Raw genomic sequence first — 21,353 nt, forward strand, 5'->3', positions numbered from 1 at the left:
GCGCGACGCCGAGTTTGCCCCCGATCCAAATTCTGCGAGCCAGAGAACGCCATAGGCTTCTTGCCGCCACGGGTGGCCGCCATCCTCCCTGTCGGTGACTAAACAGACTACCATGGGAAACGTGCCTTTCCCGACTAGGGTCCAGCGCATAGTTTGGAACCCCTATGGAGGATGGGCTGCTCGGCCGTGATAGAAAACACCAGCCTGGCAGCATAGCTAACTTTTGGGATCCACTTCGGCAGGTATTTCGACGGCGAACTTCGCCGGCGTTGACCTAAACTTCAAGTCTACCGCCAACCGCCCGTGAGAAAAAGGCCGCAGCTAGAATACACCACCAATGCCGATGCCCCCGGAAATGTCTGGTGGGGGAGCGGCGGGCCGCCTCGGCGCGGCCTGCGAGCGCTTCGCTTTCATACTGCCGGAGGTGTTTCGCGAAGGGGCCGCATCCGACGCAATTTTAGCCGGCTTTGCCTTGACGATGACCGGTTGCTTGCAGATTCTGCCTGAGCGCAGAAAGAGATCGCCGAGAAGTCCGACGCTCGGCTCGGACGTTGCTGCGACCTGCTTTGTGTTCTTGTAGTAGTCCGTAAGAGCACGAATGGAACCCGTGCCCCAATCCCCATCAATCTGCATCCGGTAGCAGCCCAGGCGACGAAGTTCCGTCTGAATGTTGCGCGCAAGATCGGCCGTCTTGTCCTTGTTCGCCACGCCCGCCGATGCGCCGACTATGAGGGTTTCTAGACCGGAGACGACACTTTGGCGAGCGTCTTCAACCCTGTCGGTGGGTGACAGATTGGCGACCTGAGTGCCGACCGGCTCCGCCAAACTGGAAGACGGTGCCGGAATCTCAACCGACCGCAGCGTCTGTCCAACGATGACCACGGCTGTTTGCAGGTCATTTGAGGCAAGTTCGACCTGCAACCTCTTCTTTGCTGTGGGGTCTGCCAGGATGCGTGAAAGGCTTGCGCTCAACTGTTGCGGATCGAGGACCTGTTGCTCCGTGAAATAGAACTGTTCGCGCAGGTTCGATTGATCCCAAGGCACCTGACGGCCGACCGTCAGCGCTTCAGTCTCGTTGCGCACGCGGATCATCATGTCCGAAATGCTGAGCCCAGGGATTTCGACATTCTTCAGCAGTGCAGTGGTGAAAGGGCTGTTTTCGCCGCCGCCATCGGCTGTAACATTTCCAGGCTGAGTGGCAAAGGCAACGAATGTGTTTTCACCGACTTCAACTTGCGCCAGACCGTTGCCCGCGCCGGCGCCGGAACCGAGCGGGTTGTTGCGACACGCGTCCAGGAATATGAATGTTTGGCGATCGCGGCGCGCGAACCGTGCGATCACATCATTAAGCTTGATGGCGCTGCCCGTCAGTTTTTCCAGGTTGTCAGGATCGGGCGTGTCGACCGAGAGCAGGTAGTTTTCGCCATTCAATTGAACGCCGTGGCCGGCGTAGAAGATCAAGACGGCACTGGCCCTGGGCGATCGTGCATCAGCGTCTTGCAGGAGTTTGGCAAAGCCTTCGGTCGAAAGATCGGTTCCCGTCAGGACTTCGAAATTCAGCCGCTTCAAACTCTCTGATAGCCTTATGGCATCGTTTGTCGCATTGGCGAGATGCTCAAGCCGGGGGCTTTGATAATTCGAATTGCCAATGACGATCGCCAGCCGGTTGCGTGGTTGCGGCGGCGGGTTCTGTTCGACCGCGGCGCGAGTTCCAGCCGAGCCAAGGAGCACCAGAAGCAGAATGAGCGGGATGCGAAACAGAGGTCTGAGGCAATGGGTCATGTCAGCATGCTCGTTCCGGCCTGCGTCAATGTTGATCTCGCAGCCTTCGAAAAAGCGCACCACGACGCAACGCAATGCTGCCCGGGCGTCTGGACCCGCACCCTCAAAGGCAAGCAGATTTTTATATCAAGAATCGTGTCAAAGATAGGAGAAAGGGATTTGTATGGGTCAGTCACCGGACTGTGGAGGACAAGATGCCGATCAAGATCAACCTTGCGCTGCCGGTTTATGGAGCAGCCTACAAAAGCGTGTTCGTCCGCAGCTTGTTCGCGGCTCTGACCCATAAGAGCCTGTCCAGCTACGCCTTCACGCTCTCCGAAATCGAGTACACGGATATCCCATTTTCCCGGAACTATTTACTGACGAATTTCTACTACAACAAACCGGATTGCAGCCACATCCTGATGATCGACAGCGACATGGGCTTTTCGCCTGATCTCATCGCCGCGATGCTAGCGCTTGAAAAGCCCGTGGTAGGCACTTTGTACCCTCGGCGCTTGGTCGATCTCCGCAAACTTCACTCGCTGTCGAAACTGCCCTTCGAAAAGGCCTTCGCACGGAGCCTTGAGTTCGTCGGAACCATCATCGAACCTCGGCAGGAGATGAGAGGCTTCGTCCGGGTATCGCTGTGTGGCACGGGTGTCTTTTTGGTTTCCCGCGACTGCGTCACCGAAATAATCGAGAAGCTGCCTGAAACGGTGAACCGGTCCCGCTACAAAAACAACAAATACACCGCACAGTTCGACAGCTTTCTAACGCCGTTTTCAAAGATCGTGACCCCCGATGTAGACTTGCCTACCGATTTCTCGTTCTGCCACCGGTGGGCGCAGCAGTGTGGCGGCGAAATATGGGCATGCTTTGACCGCAAGGTTGCTCATGCGGGCGATCTGACCGTTTCGGCAGCCTATTCAGAGCTATATAGTTCTCCTTGAACGATGATCTACTGCAATGTCGGCAGTACGATGCGAGTTTCGATTGTGACCTTGTCGCCACATAGCGCGTTACAGTGGCCTGAGGGCGAGCGCCTTTCCATTGCCATAGGGCAGCGCGCCGCGTACACTTCCGGTCAGGAAGTCGTTGGACTCCGTTAGATGAGTCAATGACCTTATTAACGGCATGAGTTGTGACGGTATCGATTTCTCGTAAGTGAGGTCGAATGAGAGTGCCGCGCAGGGTTTATCAACTGGGGAGCGTCCCGTTGCTTGCGTTAGCGGCAGCGTCCACCTTCCAAATGTCTGGCGCGGCAGCATGCTCTGCCACCGCGGAGGGCACCTCGGCAACAGTCGGGTCAGGCGTCTCCGCCGTAACGACATTCCAAACGACGTCGGTCACTGTTGCGTGCAGCACAACCGGAACTGTCCAGGACGTCGACGGTGTATTCACGACCGGGTTCGAGGGTTACAAAGGGCAAGACAACAGCTCGTCGACTGTCATCGTCAACGACTATGACGGCAATGGCGACGACGTTGTGAACATCGTCGGCGGCATGCTGAACGACAGTACGCCGCCACCCAGCGTAACTGGCCTGCCCCCGATAAATTCCGAGGTAACGACCTCGTTGCAGCCGGGAGCGGGGACAATCCAACTCCTTGGCGGCAACGATCGGTTCGACCTGTCCGATGGGGTTCTCAACGGCGAGCTTTTTGCGCCGCAAATCGATGCCAACCTCGACACTGGGGCGGGAGATGACTCGGTCGTCATCCACAGCGGCAGCATTCTGAGCATCTACCTTGGCGAAGGCAGCAATTCGCTGAAGCTGACCGCGGGTGAAGTCGACGGCTCGGTGATCGGTGGGGATGGCATCGACACCATCACCATAGGCAACGATACAAGCGCCGCCGATGGCGACGGCGGCATTGTCGCCGGATCTGTTTTGACAAATGGCGGCGCCGACACCCTCAGCATCAAGAATGGTGCCATGGTTTACGGTGATTCGGAAGGAGGAGCCGCCATCGGGCTTGGCGACGGCGACGACCATTTCACCATGACCGGTGGCGTCCTCGACGCTGGTCTGAGCGGTGGCGATGGCAATGACACGCTCGATATCAGCGGCGGCTCGGTCCATAGCCCCGTGACTGGAGACTCAGGCGACGACCGCATCACGATTACTGGTGGAATGCTTGCGGGAAAGGTCATCGGCGACGCCGGTGACGACGTCATTGTCATCAGCGGCGGTACGATCGGATCCACCGTTTCGGGGGACGACGGCAACGACACGATCACGGTGTCCGGCGGCACCATCGACGGCAATGTCAGCGGCGGTGCCGGATTCGACCAGGTGTCGGTGTCCGGCGGCACCATCAAGGGTGGCATCGACGCAGACCACGTCCAGCTCTCCGGGGGCACCATCAGCGGTGACATCACCGGCCTTGGACCCAACACGCTCATCATCAACGGATCCGGCGCGGTCGATCCGCTCAATCTGAGCGATCACGTCCTTTTCAGCGGAACCAATGCCAACGGGACCGTCACCGATACCGATCTTGCTGCCGGCGGCAAAAGCCAGAATTTTGCCGGGTTCAATGGCTTCTCCGCCGACCATTCCACGCTCCGTTTCAGCGGTGGCACGCAAGGCATCAACCAACTCAATCTCGGCAATGGCTCGACGCTGTTCATCAACGGCAACGTCGCCATGCCAGGGTCGATCATCGCGACGAATTCACTGATCAACATGACGGACGGTGCCGCCGATGACGTGTTGACGCTCGGCGGCCTCACCCTCAACGGCGCAAGCATCGGCCTCGACATCAATCAACAGACGCTGCAGTCGGATCAACTCGTCGCCAACGCATTTTCGGCCACCGGCGTCAACACCATCATCGTCAACCTGCTGGGCACGCCGCAATTTGCCCAGGCGACCGATATCCCGATCATCGTCTCGACCAGCGGACCGATCGCCGGTATTTTCAACATCCAAGGCACTCCGGGCACGCTGGGTTCGCTTTTCACCTATGCTATCGTCGCTGGCCCGAATGGCGGCTTGTTCCTGCGCGCCACACCGGCCAATTTCGGCATTGCGGCGGCGCCGACCAGCGCCACCAATGCCGGCGCTGTCACGGTGGCAATCGATGCTCTCTACGGCATAAACCGCGACGCGATCGATGCTGACCTCCCCCTTTCGCCCGCATCCGGATCAGGAATGGTGCCGGTTTCGTCCAGCTTCGGCGTCTTTGCCTCCGGTCAATTCGCTCATACCGAGCATGACGGCTACAATATCAGTGGCGTCGGCATGTATGGCCCGGGTCCCAGCTTCGATGCCGATGATTTTTCGGCCGCGATCAGCCTTGATTTCAATGCCGCCAAGCATTTCCAGTTCGACAACGAGTATGGTCTCAACATCGGTGTTTTCGCCGGCTACGCCTCGACCGATGTCAAGCTTGGCGGGCTCGGGGGTTTTGACGCCTTGGGAGAAGGCACCAATAAGGCCGGCATGTTCGGCGGCTACGCGCTGTTGCGCAAGGACTACAACTACGCCTTGGTCTCCGCCTCCGGCTTCTTCGGCGGAAGCGAAGTGGCCAACGGCGTGCTCGGCACCACTGGCAGCTATGACACCGAGGGCTATGCGGTTACGGGATCGGTCGGCCACATCTTCACCTTGGGCGAACGCACCCGTTTCGACCTGCGTGGCGGCCTGCTTGGGGTTTCATTCCGCGGCGATCCCTTCACCGACAGCGGCGGCAACCAGTTCGGCAAGAGCCGGCTCTCCTTTGGCGCGTTCAAGGTCGAGCCTGGGATCTACGGCGATTACAAGCTAAGCAACGGGATGATATTCAGCCCCTATGCAAGGGCCGAATTGCAGCAGCGTTTCGGTTACAAGAACACGACCGAAATCGACACGAGGACGATCTCCTTTGACGATGCGGATTTTTCCGCGGCGCTGTCGGCCGGTTTCAATCTCAAGGTCTCTGAGTTGACGACGGTCAACGGCGAAGTTCGTGGCAAGGTGTCGTCCGACAGTTCTACCATCGGCGCCAAGCTCGGACTAAAGGTCGCTTTCTAGTCGTGTGCCGTAACCGCGATCCGAAGGACCCTGGCGCCGCGCGCATTCGCGCCAGCATCTCGCCGCTGCTGCGTGATCGTCACCTCCACTGCTCATTAACCCGCGCGAACCGTTTGGTCGTCTGCGGTGTCGCACGCACGGGACGGCGTGATGAGACGGGCGCCCTCAAGCGTCAGAGGGAGAGGACGGCCGCCACGGTTCGAGCGCGTCCGGTCGAGAGTGAGCGCCGGGCCAGCAGCAAGGGTGAGCGCATCTGGCTAGCGTCGATCCAGAGAACGAATATCATGCGACGTGATTTCCGGGTTGCCCGCCGACCAATTAGACGCTGTTGCAAACCGGATGCGAGTCGACAGTCCAAGCCGCAGAGGTGGCGGGCACATCGAACTGGCATGATTTGAGATTGGTGCTCGCGGTCGCCAGCGGCGGTTATCGCCAGTTTAGCCGAAGACGGACCGCACGGCGGTCGGCGCCGGCCCCACGGCTCTGCTGCGCGAATGCCAGCTTATTCGAAAGAGTAGGTAAATCCCTGCGCCGAGGCGCTGACGGTGACCTTTGTCATCTTCTTGCCCTCAAGCGTGCGATTGAGCACGCCGCGGCTGAGTTCCGGCAGCAGCGTGTTGGTGAGAATGGCATCGATCATGCGGCCACCGGATTCGATCTCGGTGCAACGCGCCTTGACCATGTCCATGACGCCCTCGCCGATCACCAACTCGGCTTCGTTGCTGGCTTTGAGACGCCGCGCGATCTTGCCGAACTGGTGCGCGGTGATCGCCTCGATCATCGCGTCCGAAAGCGGGTAGTAAGGGATTGTCACGACGCGGCCCAGGAAAGCGGCAGGAAACACTTTCAGCAGCGGAGCGCGCAAAGCGGTGTCCAGATCGTCGATGCCGGTGCGCAAGGTGCCGTTCCTCGTGCGCTCCATAATGACCTCGGAACCGACATTCGAGGTCAGCAGGATCAGCGTGTTCTTGAAGTCGATCCGGCGACCCTCGCTGTCGTCCATCATGCCCTTGTCAAAGACCTGGAAGAAGATCTCATGCACGTCAGGATGCGCCTTCTCGACCTCATCGAGCAGGATCACCGAATAGGGCTTGCGCCGCACGGCCTCGGTGAGGATGCCGCCCTTTCCATAGCCGACATAACCGGGCGGCGCGCCCTTCAGCGTCGAGACCGTGTGCGCCTCCTGGAACTCGGACATGTTGATCGAAATCAGGTTCTGCTCTCCGCCATATAGCGTCTCGGCCAGCGCCAGGGCTGTCTCTGTCTTGCCGACGCCCGAGGGGCCGCAAAGCAGGAACACGCCGACCGGCTTTTCCGGTGCGCCAAGGCCGGCGCGGCTGGTCTGCACACGCCGCGCGATCATCTCCATCGCATGGTCCTGACCAACCACGCGCTCGGACAAGGTGGCCGCGAGCTTGAGCGCCTTCTCGGTCTGGCTGGATAGCATCCGTCCGGTCGGAATGCCGGTCCAGTCCTGGACAACCGCCGCCACCGCATTGCGGTCGACCGAGGGCAAGATCAACGGCGTTTCGCCCTGCGCTGCGGCGAGTTCTGCCATCAAGCCACGAAGCCGCGCCAGATCAGCGGCGGAATCGGGCGCAGGAGCAGGCTCATGGGTAGCAACGGCCTGTGTCCTAGGCGCCTCGCCCGCTGGCGCGTCGACAGCTTCGCCGCTGTCTTGCGCGTCAAGGGGCATGCCCTCGCCCCTGAGTTTGGCCCGCAGGTCGAGAATCGCGCTCACAAGCGCCTTCTCTCGGTCCCAGCGTGCTTGCGCTGTCGCAAGCGCGGTCTCGGTCTCCGCCAACCCGGCTTCTACGCGCCCGTGTCTATCGGTAACGTCGATGCCGATCGCCGACTCGCGGCCGATAATGCCGTTCTCGACCTCGAGCGCCTGGCGGCGGCGCAGGATGTCCTCGACCTCGGCCGGCGTCGCGTGCTGCGAGATGGCAACGCGCGCACAGGCGGTGTCGAGCAGGCTGACCGCCTTGTCGGGCAGCTGCCTGGCCGGGATATAGCGGTGCGAAAGGGAAACCGAGGCCTCGATTGCCTCGTCAAGGATCTGCACCTGATGGTGCTGTTCGAGAACGCCGGCGACACCGCGCAACATCAGCACGGCCATCGCTTCGGAAGGCTCATCGATCTTGACGACCTGGAACCGGCGGGTCAGCGCCGGGTCCTTCTCGATGTGCTGCTTGTATTCGGCCCAGGTCGTGGCGGCGATGGTGCGAAGCTCCCCGCGCGCCAGAGCGGGTTTGAGGAGATTGGCCGCGTCGCCGGTTCCCGCCGCCCCACCGGCGCCGATCAGCGTGTGGGCCTCGTCAATGAACAGGATGACCGGGGTCTCTGACTGCTGGACCTCGTCGATGACGGCCTTCAGCCGCTTCTCGAACTCGCCCTTGACGCTGGCGCCCGCCTGCATCAGCCCGACATCGAGCATGCGTACGCTGACGTTCTGAAGCGCCGGCGGCACGTCGCCCTGGGCAATGCGCAAGGCAAAGCCCTCGACGACCGCCGTCTTGCCGACACCCGCCTCGCCGGTCAGGATCGGATTGTTTTGCCGGCGCCGCATCAGGATGTCGATGATCTGGCGAATATCCGCGTCGCGTCCGACGACCGGATCGATCTTGCCGTCACGGGCGCGCTGGGTGAGGTCGGTGGCGTATCTGGCGAGTGCCGAATCGCGGCCCGAGCCGCGATTCACCGACGCTTCGGTGGCAGCTTCGGCGGGCGGTGTGCCGGCTTCGAGCGAGCCATCAACGACATCGCCGAAACGGGCAATGACCCGGTCGGCCTCGAGCTTGTCGAATTCGGCGCTGATCTTCGAAACCAGCCCTTCCAGCACCGGTGTCTTCAGGCAGGCGAGAAGAATATGCCCGCTGCGCACCTCCTCGACACCGAATTCCAGTGTGGCCAGGTTCCAGCCTTCCTGAATGGCGTGGAAGATATGATCGGAGAATTCCTCCAGCGACGTTGCGCCGTAGGGCAGCTTGTCGACGGCACGGGTCATATCCGCCGTCAGCCGGCTGACATCCAGCCCGCCATCAGCGACGATCATCTGCACATCCGAGCGCTCGGAAAGCACCAATTGCTGGACGAAGTGGACCAGTTCGACATAAGGGTTGCCGCGCAACTTGGCCGTGTCGGCGGCGGCCTTGAAGGCGCGCACCCCCGTGGGATTGAGCTTCGCAACGAGTTCCTTGCGCTTGAAACTCTGCGACGACCGGCGCTGTTCCATTCGAACCTGCCCCCGAAATCTGCTGACCCTACCCTGCCACAGAAGCGGCTGCTTGACAAAGCCATGTGACGAGCGGGGCCATTTTGGCCCTGTTCGGGCGGCACCTTGTGGTTACACAAGACTAGCAAACTCCGGCAAGGAACCAGCACTGCGGTCCGAACGTGTGCCATTGCGCATACCCGGTCAGCCGATTGCCCGATGGGTTTCGTTGAAGATAACCGAGCATTCAGCTTCTGCGAGTTTTCGAGCATGTGCTCAATTGTGGTGGCACGGGACCGATGATAACGTTACGTCACATGGGGGGCACGGGGCCGCTTGCTGGGGGTAGGTGTGATTGATCTCGCACTCTGGCTGAATCCTCTGGACGGGCACAACCCGTCGGGAGCGGATTTGCGCAACGACCCGGCTTTTCACGAGCTGGAGCGGCTGACGGAAGCCCAGATCAAGGTTGTTCATGAGGGTGGCAACAATGCTTCGCAGTCAACCATTTCGGTCGACTGGGCGACCGTCCTGCAAAAAGCCGAGGAATTGCAATCGCGCGGCCGGGATTTGCGCCTTCTGGTCATCGTCACGCGCGCGCTGGCCAATGAAGAGAGGCTCGCGGGACTCGCCCAGGGGCTGAACCTGATCGCAAGGACGTTCGACCAATATTGGGATACGATGCACCCGGCTCTGCGCACGGCCGCCACGCCCCGCGACGCGGCGCTGCGACGCATCAATGCGCTGCTTGACCTCCAGAATGGCCAAGAAGGCCTGCTGGCGAACCTGAGACAAACCGTGTTCTTCTCACCGCGTGCGATCGGGCCGATTTCCGGGCGAGACCTCGAACAGGCCGCGCTCGATGAGCGCGTCATGCTCCAGGAAGCGGCCTCCGGCCTGGGGGCGGCCGAGAGGGCGGCCCTGACTTCGGCCCACAACCAGATGCTGAACCGGGTGCGCATGGGATGCGCCGCGCTTGCCGATCAGTCCGCCGAGGCCATCATGACGCTTTTGAGCGATGCGCGCGCCGCCATTTCGGCCCTCGAGGCGGTGGATACCGCTCTCAATAACCGGATCGACGGCAACGGTGCAGCCGTTCCGGAATTGAAGAAGTTCCTGCAGCGCCTGCTGACGACGCTCGAGTGGAATACCAGCGCCAGCGCGACCAACGGTGCCGCAAAGCCTGCCGCGGGGCCGCCTAAACTGGCACCGACGCCCACCCGAAACGGTCATGGAGCCGAGACGATGGCAAGTACGGCAAGCTCTGCGGAAACCAGCATCGGCCTGCCTGAGCTCATCGCTTCGCGCGATGAAGTCGTCCAATGCCTCGATCTCGTGGTCGCATTCTACGACCGCACCGAACCGTCGAGCCCGATCCCGCATCTCGCCCGGCGCGTGCGCAGGATGGTGCATATGGATTTCGTGGAACTGATGGAAGATCTCGCCCCGTCGGGGCTGAAGGAATTCCGGCTGCTTGCCGGTGTTCCCGATCCCAAGAAGCCGGTCCAGAAGGATGAAAGGTAACAATCATGCCAGCAGAGAGCAAAGCGAAGGTTATCGAGAGAAACCGCGCCCCGCGCGTGCAGATCGCCTATGACGTCGAAACCTACGGCAGCCCCACGACGATCGAGTTGCCGTTCGTCATGGCTGTCATTGCCGACCTTTCCGGGGCCTCGCAGACGAAGGAAGCCTCAAAGTCGGTTCTGGACCGCAATTTCGTCGAAACCGACGCCAACCGCTTTCCCAAATTCATGGAAGCGATGGGACCGCGCGTCAAGGCGCGCGTTAAGAACACGTTGCCGCAAGCGGAAGGTGCCGAGCGGGACGAGGAAATGGCAATCGATCTCACCTTCTCCAAAATGGGTGATTTCGCGCCCGACAAGATCGCCGAGCAGGTACCGCAACTGGCTGAGATCCTGAAGATGCGCCGGCAACTCGAGGAACTGCTGGGCTTCATGGATGGCCGCGTCGATGCTGAAAAGCGCATTGCGCAGCTTCTCAACAACGAGCCTCTGCTGAGCAAGATCGCCAGCCAGGCGATGTCCGACGGCAAGGGCGAGGAGTAAGTCATGGCTGAACAGCAAAAGACCGCAGTCGCAACCGCCGAGGCGGAAGCCATCGATCTGGGTGAATTCAGCGGGCTGCTTGAAAAGGATTTCAAGGTCAGGAAAGACGACACCGAAAAGCTGCAGCAACTGGTGCGCAACCTGGCGCTGGCCGCTCAGTCCCGATCCGACACGACGACCATCTCGTCCAACGCGATCAAATCGATCAAGTCGCTGATCGCGGGCATCGACAAGATGCTGACGACGCAGGTCAACGAGATCCTGCATGCCCCCGAAGTGCGGGAGATGGAAGGCACCTGGCGAGGCCTCTGGTACCTCATCAACAACACCGAGACCGATACCAAGCTGAAGATCCGGGTGATGAACATCTCCAAGGAGCAGTTGGCCGACACGCTGGAAGACTATGAAGGGCAGATGTGGGACCAGAGCCCAATCTTCAAGAAAGTCTACACCGACGAGTATTCGATGCTCGGCGGCGAGCCGATCGGCTGCATCATCGGTGCCTACGAGTTCTCCAACCACCCGCGCGATGTTGGCCTGCTGCGCAACATCTCGGGTGTCTGTGCCTCGGCGCACACGCCCTTCATCGCGGCCGCCTCGCCGCGGCTGTTCCGCATGGACAGCTGGCAGGAACTGCCGAACCCGCAAGACCTGCAGATGATTGTGAACAACCCGGCCTATGCCTCGTGGCAGTCGCTGCGCGAGAGCGAGGACGCCCGTTATATCGGCCTCACCATGCCGCGCGTATTGGCCCGCCTGCCCTACGGTTCGGAGACCGTTCCGGTGAAGGGCTTTACCTTCGAGGAAGAGGTGAGCGGCGACCACAACAAATATGTCTGGATGAACGCCGCTTTCCCAATGGGCGTGAACATCAACCGCAGCCACAAGCTCTATGGTTGGGGAACGCAGATCCGCGGCGTCGAGAATGGCGGCACGGTGCTTAATCTGCCGGTGCACGCTTTCCCGACGGACGACGGTTCGATCGCGATGAAATGCCCGACCGAGGTCGCCATCGACGACCGGCGTGAGGCGGAACTGGCCAAGCTCGGTCTGATGCCGATCCTGCACCGCAAGAACACCGATCTCGCAGCCTTCATCGGGGCGCACTCGCTTCAAGACGACGAGACGCGTGCCGGGCGTCTGGTCGACCCCGACGCCCAGTCGAACGAAAGGCTGAGCGCCAACCTGCCCTACCTCTTCCCGGTCTCGCGCTTCGCGCACTACCTCAAGGCGATCGCGCGCGACAAGATCGGCTCATTCAAGGAACGCACTGACATGGAGACATGGTTGACCGAATGGATCAACCGCTACGTGCTGGCCAATCCGGCCTTTGCCGACGACAAGGCGCGAGCCAAGCGGCCGCTTGCCGCGGCCGAGGTCCAGGTCGACAGCGTCGAAGGCAGACCCGGTTACTACAACGCCCGTTTTTATCTGCGTCCGCATTACCAGTTGGAGGGCATCAACGCCTCGCTGCGGTTGGTGTCGGAACTGCCGTCCGTGAAGGGCTGAAGCGCAGCGAAGTCATCATCCTGTTAATTTGAAAGCGGTGGAGAAAGACAATGCCGACCACAGACAGAAGCGATGCTCCTTCAATGAAGATTGATGGTTTTTTGAAAGTCCCCGACATTAAGGGCCCCAGCAAACGCGACGGCCATGAAGACGAGATCGAAGTGCATGGCGTCGATTACAAGATGATGGCGCCCTATGATCCGAATTCGCTTTCGCGGCGCGGCCGTGTCTCGATGGGAATGATCAAATTCTCCAAGCATTACGACAAGTCCTCGCCTTACCTGAAGAAGGCGTTGTTCGAGAACAAGGCGCTCGACGAGGTGGTGTTTTCGGCACGCCGCACCATTGACGGCGAGACCAGCGACTATCTGGTCGTGACGCTCACCGACGCCTCGATCATGGAATACGACATGCGCCAAGCTCCCGACGAGGCTGACCTGATCGAGGAAGAAGTCAGCTTCGCCTACAAGAAGATCAAGTTCGTCTACGACAAGGACGACGAGATCGAAATGGACGTCTATGTCGGCAAGTGAGACCAGGCGGCCTGGCGCGAGAGCGCAGCCTGGCGGCAGTTCGCGGGCAAGGCGCGAGGCGGTTCAGCCATCCCTGTGGGATCGCCTCGTCAACGACTTGCCTGGGCTGACGTCGGAGATCGAGGGGCTGCGCCGTCTCTTGGAGGAAGAACTCGGCGCCGAGCGCGTCGAGGCTCTCCTTGCCGGCAGCGCACGCGCCATCGACACCGACGCCGAACTCACTTCCGAGCACAAACGGCGCCTGCACCGACTGGTCTTCCAGGGCGAGCATCGCGCCGAGCTCGAAGGCCGCGGCGTGGTCGTTTCGGCACGCGTGTTGAGAGAGGCCGTGCGCCGCGACATCGAGGCGCTGTTCAACACCGAGCGCTTTGAATCCGTACCGATGCTCTCCGACGCGGAACACGAACAGCCCCTGGACGAACTGCCCTCGCTCGCTGACTTTCCAGAGGTGCGCCGCAGCGTCGTCAATTTCGGGGTGCCGTCCTTTTCCGGCCGTTCATCGCGGGATTTCGACCGCGATTCCCTGGCACGAGAGATCCGCGCGGTGCTGGCCACCTTCGAGCCGCGCCTGAAGGAGAGTGCTACGATCGTCAACGTCACGCTGGGCGACAAAAACATCGGCCTCAAGATCGAGATCGACGCGGTGCTGATCATGGCCCCCACACCGGAGCGTATGCGGCTGCGCACCACAATCAATCTGGACAACGGGCTAGCACGAACCGAATTCAGGGAGGCCTGAGATGGATCGGGTCTTTGTGGCGTATTACGAAGAGGAACTGACCCATATCCGCGCTCTGGCCGCGGAATTCGCAGACATGCATCCGGCGGTCGCGCGCAATCTTTCCCTCGACACGGTCCCGTGCCCCGACCCCTATGTCGAACGGCTGCTCGACGGCGTCGCCTTCCTGGCCGCGCGGACCCGTCTGAAGGTCGACGCGGAGCGCTCTCGCTTCTCGCGCGCCGTGCTCGATGTGCTTTACCCCGATCTGGTCGCGCCGGCACCGGCGACAGCGATGGCGGTCCTGAAACCCGGCCAGCAAGTGCAGTCGATGCTCACAGGCCACGCCATCGCGCGCGGCACACGACTGGTCTCTGCCCTGCATCCAGGGCTTTCGACACGCTCCACCTTCACCACCGCCCAGGAGGTGACGCTGTGGCCGATCGCCGTCACCTCGGTCAGCTATTTTCAGGACCGTAGCGCGCTCGCCGCCGCCGCAATCGCGCCGATCGCCAACGTGCGCGCCGAGGCAGCGTTTCGGGTCACGATCGCCCGGACTGGAAAAGGCAAGCTCAGCGACTTGGCGCTCGACCGTCTCGACCTTTATTTCGCCGGCCGCGCCAAGGCGCCGGTGCTTTTCGACGCAATTTTCGGCGCCTGCTCGGCGCTCGGCGCGCGGGCGCAAGGCAAGGCCAATCCCCTATCAGCGTTGCCCGAACCCGAAATGATAGGCATTCGCGACGACGAAGCATTGATGCCACGCACCCGCGCGACGTTCGAGGGCTATCGGCTGCTGCGCGAATATTTCATGATCCCGGAGCGCTTCCATTATGTACGGGTCGCTGGTCTCCAGCCTGTGGTGCGCACATGCGAGGCGGCGATCGAGATTATCTTCCTGTTTCGGCGTGCGGTGCCCGAACTCGCCGATGTGACAGCTGCCGATTTCGAGCTTTTCGTGACGCCGGTCATCAATCTCTTCGAACGCGAATGCAACGACATTGAGATCGACCCGCGCAAAACGCGTCAGGTGCTGCATGCCGATCGCACGCGGGCGCGCGATTTCGAGATCTTCCGGGTCACCAAGGTCGAGGACGCCGACGCCGAAACCGGGGAGGCGGCGATTCCTGAACTATTTAGCCTGGGGCAAAACCGCGGCAGCGGCTGGGTCTATTCGACCGAGCGGCGTCCGCGCCGTGCCACCGAGGACGAGCGGCGCGACGGCCTGACGCGCACATCCTATACGGGCGACGACGTGTTTATCGCCGTCTCGCGGCCGGCAGGAAACACGCCAAACCGGATGCTCAGGCGTCTCGGCATCGTGGCGCTTTGCACCAACCGCGACCTGCCGATCCTGGACGACACGCCGACGTTGACGCTGGAAACGGCCGATCCGGTCGAAGCGGTGCGCCTGCTTGGCGCCGTCCGGCCGCCGCAGCCGGCCATCCAGGCATCCCTACCGGGCGGCGCCGAAGGCGAATCGCGCGCCGACAATCTCGCTTGGCGGCTGGTCGCACAGCTCTCTTTGAACTTCCTCAGCCTTGCCAAGGAGGGCCGCGGTGTCGATCCGCTGCATGCCTTGCTCGACCTCTATGCGGATCGGGGGGATCCGGCCCTTGCCCGCAACGTGCATTCGATCGTGCGCATCGATTCGCGTCCGGTGATCGAGAGACTGCAGATCGACGGGCCAATGTGTTTTGGACGCGGCACCGAGGTAACGCTGCATATCGATCAGTCGGTGCTGGCGGGTCAAAGCGCCCTGCTGCTTTCGGCCCTGCTTTCGCGGCTGTTCGCCCGCCATGCGGGGATAAACGGATTTGTGCGGACCCGTACGCGGTTGCTACAGAAGCAGGAGGATGTGCCATGGCCGATGACGCCCGGCAATCGCTACCTGATCTAGCGCAGCCCGCAACGGTCGCGGCCGCAATGTTGTCGGAGGACTTCGACTTTTTCGAGTTGCTGCGTCGCCTCGAGCAGCGCCGCGGGTTGTTCGGCCATTCCGGAACGCCCGACCGCGAGCCGGCGAGGCTGGGCCAGCATGTGCGTCTGAGCTTCTCGGCGCGCGACGTGGTCAAGCTCCAGGACGGAGGGGAGAACACCCCGGCAAGGGTGACCGTCGCCAATCTGGGGCTGCTTGGACCCGAAGGACCGATGCCGTTGCATCTGACTCGCTGGGTGCTCGACCGGCTTTCGCAGCGCTGGTTCACCGGAGCCAATGCCGAGCAGACCAGCGACACGACCTTCGTGGACTTCGTCAACATCCTGCAGCATCGCATGATTGCGCTCTACTACCGCGCCTGGGCCGACGCGCATCCGGCGGTGCAGGTCGAGCGTTCCGTCGGTGGGCGCGTTCGCGCCATGCTGGAGGCCATGTCGGGCATCGGCCTGCCCGGCACGCAGGATCCCGAACTCGACGCTGTGCGACTGCGCCAGGCGGGGTCTCTGGCCAGTCAGGTCGACGGCGTGGAGCGGCTTACCCTGTTTCTCGCCACCGCCTTCAAGGTGCCGGTGCGCATCAAGGAATTCGTTGCCGCCTGGATCACCATACCGACGGCATTGCAGACGCGTCTCGGCAAGGCCTATGCCGGACTCGGACGCGGCGCGACGATCGGGCCGCGGGTGTTCAGCCGCCAGGAGAGGATCGAATTGCGCGTCGGTCCGTTGAGCCTCGACGACTTCAAGTCGTTCCTGCCTGGCGAGCGGCGTCTTGGCCTGTTCAAGAAGGCGGTACGCGACATGATCGGCGAGGCGCTCGATGTCGATTTGCGCATCGTGCTGGCGCGTGATGCGGTACCGCCGGCCCGGGTCGGGGCCGTCCAGCTTGGCCGCACGGCCTGGCTGGAACGGCCCCCGAATATGGGCGACGCCGACGATCTGAGATTGCGTACCATCGTCGGCTGGCGGCCCGAAATGCCGGAGGCTGCCGCATGAGCCTGCTGCTGACGCTGGAACAGGGTCCTCGCTCGCAAGTGGTCCGGCAGAGCCGGCTGGACGAGGGCGAGTTGGTGATCGGGCGCAGCGCCGATGCCGGCTGGCAGATCGACGACCCCGACATGTTCGTCTCGCGCGCGCATTGCAAGATCAATGGCGACCGCGACGGCTATTTCGTGACCGACACGTCAAGCAGCGGATTGTTCGTAGACGAGGCCGACAGCCCTCTCGGAACTGGCAGGTCGATGCGGTTGCAGAACGGCATGCGGCTGCGCATGGGCGACTATGTGTTTCATGTCGAGGTACAGTCCAAGGTGAGCCAGACCGTAGTCGGCCAGGCCCCGGCCGCCAGCCACCCCAAGCCGGCGTGGCCGCCGCCGGCAGCACCAACGCCGGCCAGCATCGGCGGCGACGACTTCTTCTCCGTCAAGACCGAGGAAGAACCGCGCAAGCCCCGCCCGGCGGATCTGCCGAACCCGTTCGAGCAGCCTGTCACTGGGGCTTACGATCGCGCATCGAACCAGCGCAGTTCGCCTGCCTTCGATGACCCGTTCAGCCTCGATCCGGTGGCGACGCCGCAGGCCGGTGATGGCCCTGCTGCGAGCAAGCCAGATCCGTTTGGGTTGGGGGACATGTCTTCGCGAAACGATGCGTCCTGGCAGCCGGCGAAGCCGGCCAGCTTCGATGACGACTTCAGCTTCGGGCCGCCCGCTACGCCGTCTGTCACCAACGGCGGCGATACGGCAGGACGTGCCCGGCATCAGGCTGAAAAGCCGCGGCCGGACAATCCGTGGGATATCCCGGTCCAGGCAGCCGCGTCGCGTCGCCTTGCGCCAGCGCCGAAGCCGGCGCGCCCGGCGCAGTCAGCCTCAACCGATATCGCCCTTCGTGCCGCGTTCTTGCGCGGCATGGGCGTCGAGGAGGCCGATGTTCCCGGCCGCGATGCGATCGCCGAGATGGAAAAATTCGGGCGAGAATACCGGTTGATGCTGGATGGCCTGATGCAGCTGCTGCGCAAACGCGCCGAGGAGAAGGGAAGCGCGCGCGTCGCCCAGACGGTGGTCGGCGCCTCCGAGGTCAATCCACTCAAGTTCCTGCCGACGGTCGAGGATGTCGTCCTCACCATCGTCTCGGAACGCAGTCCGGGCTTTCTCTCCGGCGAGGCGGCGATCAGCGACGCGGTGAAGGACCTTGCACAGCATCACGTGCGCGCTTGGCGGGGCGTTCAGGCAGCACTTCGGCGCATGATCGACCGCTTTGATCCTGCCGCCATCGAAGAAGAGCTGAAATCCAATTCCGCCATCGGCAATCTGCTCTCGGGCGGGCGCAACGCCAAGCTGTGGGAGCTCTATCAAAGACGCCATCGCGACATCGCCCAGAGCGCGGAATCGAGTTTCCTGGGCGAGATCGGCGCAGACTTCAGGGACGCATATGAGGAGGAGTAGAACATGATCGACAGACGCGAATTCGTTGTTGCCCTCGGCGCTACGGGGCTGCTTGCGGCTTGCCAGAGCGGCCCGCCGAAACCATCGGTCATCTCGGTCAACGTGACCGGCGGTGCGGGCATGAATCCAGGGCCGGGCGGCGGCGACCGGCCAGTAACGGTGCTGGTGATGCGGCTTGCCAGCACCGGCAAGTTCAACTCGGCCGATTATTTCGCGCTGCAGGGCGAAGCGGGCTCTGCGCTCGGTGCCGATCTCATCGGCTCCGACGCGATCTCGGTTGCGCCTGGCAAGACGGTGGCCAAGACCATCACGGTCGAGCCGAACGCGACGGCGCTCGGCTTCGTGGCGCTGATCCGCGAGCCAGGCGGACGCAACTGGCGCACCACCAAGTCGGTGTCGCCAGGGTCGAAATTCACCGTCAACGTCAGCCTCGGCAAGGGCGGCATTTCCGCCTAGCGGCAAGGCAGCATAGGGTTGCGTGCAGAAAGTAGCGGCATGAGCGATGCAAACAGGGTGCTGTGGTCGGAGGGTCTGTTTCTCAGGACCCAGCACTTCCAACAGCAGGATCGGTTCTTCGAAGGCATGGTGCGCGGCGCATTGCGGGCCGGCCAGCTCCACACTTTCGGATTCCAGCAACTGACCCTGGACCAGTCGCTGCTCGACGCTGGTCAGCTCTCGATCGTGTCGGCCCGGGGCATTTTTCCGGACGGCACGCCCTTTTCCATTCCGGACCTGATGGATGCGCCCAATCCCCTGTCGGTCACGCCAGACACGGGCGCCGGGCCGGTGCTGGTCGCACTGCCACTCGAGCCCCCCGGAGGCGTGGGATTCGATCCGGCGCATGCGGCGTCGACGGGCGCACGTTACCACGGCAGGATCGTATCGGTGCGCGACGCCGTCCAAAGGGGCGGCGATCCCGAGGAGATCGAGATCGCAAGGCCGCAAGCGGCGCTGCTTGCGGCCGGCAAATCGGTCGGCGGCTATACCGCCTTGCCGATCGCCGATATAAAAGGTGTACGCGCCGACGGCGGCATCTCGCTCGACGAGACGTTCCTGCCGCCGACGCTGATCACCGGCGCGGTCCACTGGTACAGTCAATTGCTGCAGGAGGTCGTCACCGGCCTCGAGCAGATCGGCGAAGCGCATGGCAAGATGGTGATGGGCGGCGCCGGCCGCAGCGTCGAAGACCTCTTGATGCTGCACCTGGCCAATGCCGCTCGCCCGCGCCTCGCCCATATGCTCGCGCAGGATGTCTTTCATCCCGCCGAACTCTATCTCGAACTTGCCGGACTCGCCGGCGAGATGGCAACCTACGGCTCGAGTTCGCGGCGGCTCGGCGACTTGCCCGCCTACGACCACATGGCCCCCGGTCCCGCCTATATGGCACTGGCCGACGCCTTGCGCTCGCTCATACTGAGCCTGCGCTACATCGAACCGAAATCGCGCGCGCTGCCGGTCATGCGGCACGCGACCAATGTCTGGAAAGTACGCATCGACAACCCCAAGCTTTTGATCGCCAGTCGAATCGTCATCCGCGTCGGATCGGAGCTTTCGGAAGACGCGCTGCGCAAGATCTTCGTCAACCAGGCGACAGTTGGTGCCGCCGACCAGTTCGAAGGGCTTTGGAAGTCGCGCCTGCCGGGAATTCCGCTCAAACCTCTCCATTCGCAGCCACGCGAGATCCCCTATGATGGCGACCGGCTGTGCTTGGAGCTCGACCAGAAGAGCGAGCATTGGAGCTCGTTGCTCGACGCGCCCGGATTTGTTATTGGCGTTTCCGGTGTCCTGGAAAGCGAGCCCCAGGTCGACTGCTATTCGGTGAACAGGTGATGAGCCGGGATGATCCTTTCGGCTTGTCGGAGGATCGCGAGCGCACGCGCATCAGGCTAGCGGGCGTTGCGCCACGGCCGCTGGCGCCGCTGACGCCAGGCGCACCGGTCAAAAGGGCGCGTGTTCATCCCAACCCTCTCATCAATATCTTCGCGCCACTGCTCGAATTCGCCCCGGAGCTCGAAAGCGCTCTGGCGCCGGAGAACCCCGAAGCGATGCGCACGCGCCTGCTCGACGAGTTGGTTCAAGCGCGCGACGCGGTTATGGCAGCGGGCACCTCGCTGGAGCGCGCCGATCAGGCGGCCTGGGCCGTGGCGGCATTGCTCGACGATCTCGCGCTTAACACGCCATGGGGCGGCGCCAGCGCCTGGCCGCGCCAGCCGCTCGTGGTCATGCTGCGTGGTGACGTCGATGCCGGCGCCCAGTTTTTCACCCGCCTGGACGCGCTGGAGCGCCATCCCAACCGCGACCGCGAGTTGCTGGAGCTTCAGTATTACTGCCTGGCGCTCGGCTTCCGCGGCAAGTATCGGGTGCCCGGCCGAGCCGGCGACCGCTCGCTCAATGGCGTGCGTGTGGCAGCCGCGCGCTTCCTGCGCAATGCGGACGCCGAGAACGCGCCGCTGTCGCCGAACTGGAAAGGCGTGATAGCTTCCGACGAGCCACAGCGCTTCATCGTCCCGATCTGGGTGATGGCCCTTGCCGCAATTGCCATCGCCGCCGCAGTCTATATCGGTCTCTCGATGAGCTTGAGCAGCCAGGCGGTTGAACTCTCCGCACTGGTGCGCACCCTGCCGCCGGCCTCTCGCGCCGACGTTATCCGTGCCGCCCCCAAGGAGGATGCGCCCGAACCTGAACCGCCACAGGCGGTCGATTTCGCGCTTTTGCCCGCATTCAAGGCCGAAGCGCCGGCCGGCCTCAAGGGCGCGCTCAGCGGCACCGAGAGCGTCTCGCTGGCCAAGCTGATCATCCAGTCCTCCAATCCCGAGCTCTTCCAGTCCTCGCGGCCGACACTGTCCCAAGGCTATGAGCCGCTGATCGCCTCGATCGCAAAGGTGATCCTCGCTAATCAGGAACTGACCGGAAACATCACGATCATCGGCCATACCGACAATGTGCGCCTGCAGCGATCCAATCCGCTGGCGAGCAACCAGCGGCTCTCCGAGGCACGCGCGCAGACCATAGGGGACCTCCTGGTGCAAGCTGGCGTGCCGCAGGCGCGCATCCATTCCGAAGGCCGTGCCGACACCGATCCGGTCGCCGACAACGCGACACGCGAGGGCCGCGCGCTCAACCGGCGCGTCGAGGTTCTGGTCGAGAAGAGGCTCTGA

General features: G+C 62.5%; 15 protein-coding genes. 13 read left to right on the top strand and 2 right to left on the bottom strand.

All coding sequences use genetic code 11. The features are described from left to right. Positions 1-321: 321 nt before the first annotated feature. On the bottom strand, positions 322-1,845 hold the full coding sequence (locus FJ948_RS19890; RefSeq protein ID WP_246677562.1) for a caspase family protein: 1,524 nt from the start codon (positions 1,843-1,845) through the stop codon (positions 322-324). Positions 1,846-1,976: 131 nt separating this feature from the next. Here FJ948_RS19890 and FJ948_RS19895 point away from each other — a divergent pair, with 131 nt between their 5' ends. Then, positions 1,977-2,714, top strand: a complete 738-nt coding sequence (locus tag FJ948_RS19895) for a hypothetical protein (RefSeq protein WP_140707371.1) — start codon at positions 1,977-1,979, stop codon at positions 2,712-2,714. A gap of 224 nt (positions 2,715-2,938) precedes the next feature. After that, a complete protein-coding gene (locus FJ948_RS19900; protein WP_140707373.1) occupies positions 2,939-5,782 on the top strand; it encodes an autotransporter in 2,844 nt (947 codons plus the stop codon). A gap of 502 nt (positions 5,783-6,284) precedes the next feature. Here FJ948_RS19900 and tssH read toward each other — a convergent pair. Then, positions 6,285-9,017, bottom strand: a complete 2,733-nt coding sequence (tssH, locus tag FJ948_RS19905) for a type VI secretion system ATPase TssH (RefSeq protein WP_140707375.1) — start codon at positions 9,015-9,017, stop codon at positions 6,285-6,287. Positions 9,018-9,347: 330 nt separating this feature from the next. On the opposite strand from tssH, the gene tssA reads away from it, so the two are divergent. The 11 genes from tssA to tssL all read left to right on the top strand — a co-directional run bounded on the left by tssA (position 9,348) and on the right by tssL (position 21,353). Next, positions 9,348-10,520 carry a type VI secretion system protein TssA gene (tssA, locus tag FJ948_RS19910; protein WP_140707377.1) on the top strand — a complete coding sequence of 391 codons (1,173 nt, stop codon included), beginning with the start codon at positions 9,348-9,350 and terminating at the stop codon, positions 10,518-10,520. Positions 10,521-10,525: 5 nt separating this feature from the next. Continuing rightward, positions 10,526-11,062: a type VI secretion system contractile sheath small subunit gene (tssB, locus tag FJ948_RS19915; RefSeq protein WP_140620028.1), complete on the top strand. Its 537-nt coding sequence runs from the start codon at positions 10,526-10,528 to the stop codon at positions 11,060-11,062. A gap of 3 nt (positions 11,063-11,065) precedes the next feature. Continuing rightward, on the top strand, positions 11,066-12,571 hold the full coding sequence (gene tssC / locus FJ948_RS19920; protein ID WP_140707379.1) for a type VI secretion system contractile sheath large subunit: 1,506 nt from the start codon (positions 11,066-11,068) through the stop codon (positions 12,569-12,571). 83 nt (positions 12,572-12,654) lie between these two features. Beyond that, positions 12,655-13,104 carry an Hcp family type VI secretion system effector gene (locus FJ948_RS19925; protein ID WP_181173737.1) on the top strand — a complete coding sequence of 150 codons (450 nt, stop codon included), beginning with the start codon at positions 12,655-12,657 and terminating at the stop codon, positions 13,102-13,104. Beyond that, positions 13,091-13,843 carry a type VI secretion system baseplate subunit TssE gene (tssE, locus tag FJ948_RS19930; RefSeq protein ID WP_140707383.1) on the top strand — a complete coding sequence of 251 codons (753 nt, stop codon included), beginning with the start codon at positions 13,091-13,093 and terminating at the stop codon, positions 13,841-13,843. Before FJ948_RS19925 ends, tssE begins: the two co-directional genes overlap by 14 nt. Position 13,844: 1 nt before the next feature. Further along, a complete protein-coding gene (gene tssF / locus FJ948_RS19935; protein WP_140707385.1) occupies positions 13,845-15,719 on the top strand; it encodes a type VI secretion system baseplate subunit TssF in 1,875 nt (624 codons plus the stop codon). After that, the gene (gene tssG, locus FJ948_RS19940) at positions 15,683-16,750 is read left to right on the top strand and encodes a type VI secretion system baseplate subunit TssG (RefSeq protein WP_140707387.1); all 1,068 of its coding nucleotides are present in this window, start codon (positions 15,683-15,685) and stop codon (positions 16,748-16,750) included. Before tssF ends, tssG begins: the two co-directional genes overlap by 37 nt. Beyond that, a complete protein-coding gene (gene tagH, locus FJ948_RS19945) occupies positions 16,747-18,195 on the top strand; it encodes a type VI secretion system-associated FHA domain protein TagH (protein ID WP_140707389.1) in 1,449 nt (482 codons plus the stop codon). Before tssG ends, tagH begins: the two co-directional genes overlap by 4 nt. Positions 18,196-18,198: 3 nt before the next feature. Next, positions 18,199-18,651 carry a type VI secretion system lipoprotein TssJ gene (tssJ, locus tag FJ948_RS19950; RefSeq protein WP_140707391.1) on the top strand — a complete coding sequence of 151 codons (453 nt, stop codon included), beginning with the start codon at positions 18,199-18,201 and terminating at the stop codon, positions 18,649-18,651. 39 nt (positions 18,652-18,690) lie between these two features. After that, positions 18,691-20,025 (top strand): type VI secretion system baseplate subunit TssK, encoded by a 1,335-nt coding sequence (gene tssK, locus FJ948_RS19955; RefSeq protein ID WP_140707393.1) that lies wholly within the window; start codon positions 18,691-18,693, stop codon positions 20,023-20,025. Then, entirely contained in the window at positions 20,025-21,353 is a 1,329-nt protein-coding gene (tssL, locus tag FJ948_RS19960; RefSeq protein ID WP_140707395.1) for a type VI secretion system protein TssL, long form, read from the top strand. The genes tssK and tssL overlap by 1 nt, the downstream gene beginning before the upstream one ends.

This window comes from Mesorhizobium sp. B2-3-12, from assembly GCF_006442205.1.
Lineage (GTDB): Bacteria > Pseudomonadota > Alphaproteobacteria > Rhizobiales > Rhizobiaceae > Mesorhizobium.

Coding starts and splice junctions, on each gene's coding strand:
- tssH (WP_140707375.1), bottom strand. CDS start 9,017: ATGGAACAGCGCCGGTCGTCGCAGAGTTTCAAGCGCAAGGAACTCGTT.
- tssG (WP_140707387.1), top strand. CDS start 15,683: ATGGCCGATGACGCCCGGCAATCGCTACCTGATCTAGCGCAGCCCGCA.
- tagH (WP_140707389.1), top strand. CDS start 16,747: ATGAGCCTGCTGCTGACGCTGGAACAGGGTCCTCGCTCGCAAGTGGTC.
- tssB (WP_140620028.1), top strand. CDS start 10,526: ATGCCAGCAGAGAGCAAAGCGAAGGTTATCGAGAGAAACCGCGCCCCG.
- tssK (WP_140707393.1), top strand. CDS start 18,691: ATGAGCGATGCAAACAGGGTGCTGTGGTCGGAGGGTCTGTTTCTCAGG.
- FJ948_RS19895 (WP_140707371.1), top strand. CDS start 1,977: ATGCCGATCAAGATCAACCTTGCGCTGCCGGTTTATGGAGCAGCCTAC.
- tssC (WP_140707379.1), top strand. CDS start 11,066: ATGGCTGAACAGCAAAAGACCGCAGTCGCAACCGCCGAGGCGGAAGCC.
- FJ948_RS19900 (WP_140707373.1), top strand. CDS start 2,939: ATGAGAGTGCCGCGCAGGGTTTATCAACTGGGGAGCGTCCCGTTGCTT.
- tssF (WP_140707385.1), top strand. CDS start 13,845: ATGGATCGGGTCTTTGTGGCGTATTACGAAGAGGAACTGACCCATATC.
- tssE (WP_140707383.1), top strand. CDS start 13,091: ATGTCGGCAAGTGAGACCAGGCGGCCTGGCGCGAGAGCGCAGCCTGGC.
- tssL (WP_140707395.1), top strand. CDS start 20,025: ATGAGCCGGGATGATCCTTTCGGCTTGTCGGAGGATCGCGAGCGCACG.
- tssJ (WP_140707391.1), top strand. CDS start 18,199: ATGATCGACAGACGCGAATTCGTTGTTGCCCTCGGCGCTACGGGGCTG.
- FJ948_RS19925 (WP_181173737.1), top strand. CDS start 12,655: ATGAAGATTGATGGTTTTTTGAAAGTCCCCGACATTAAGGGCCCCAGC.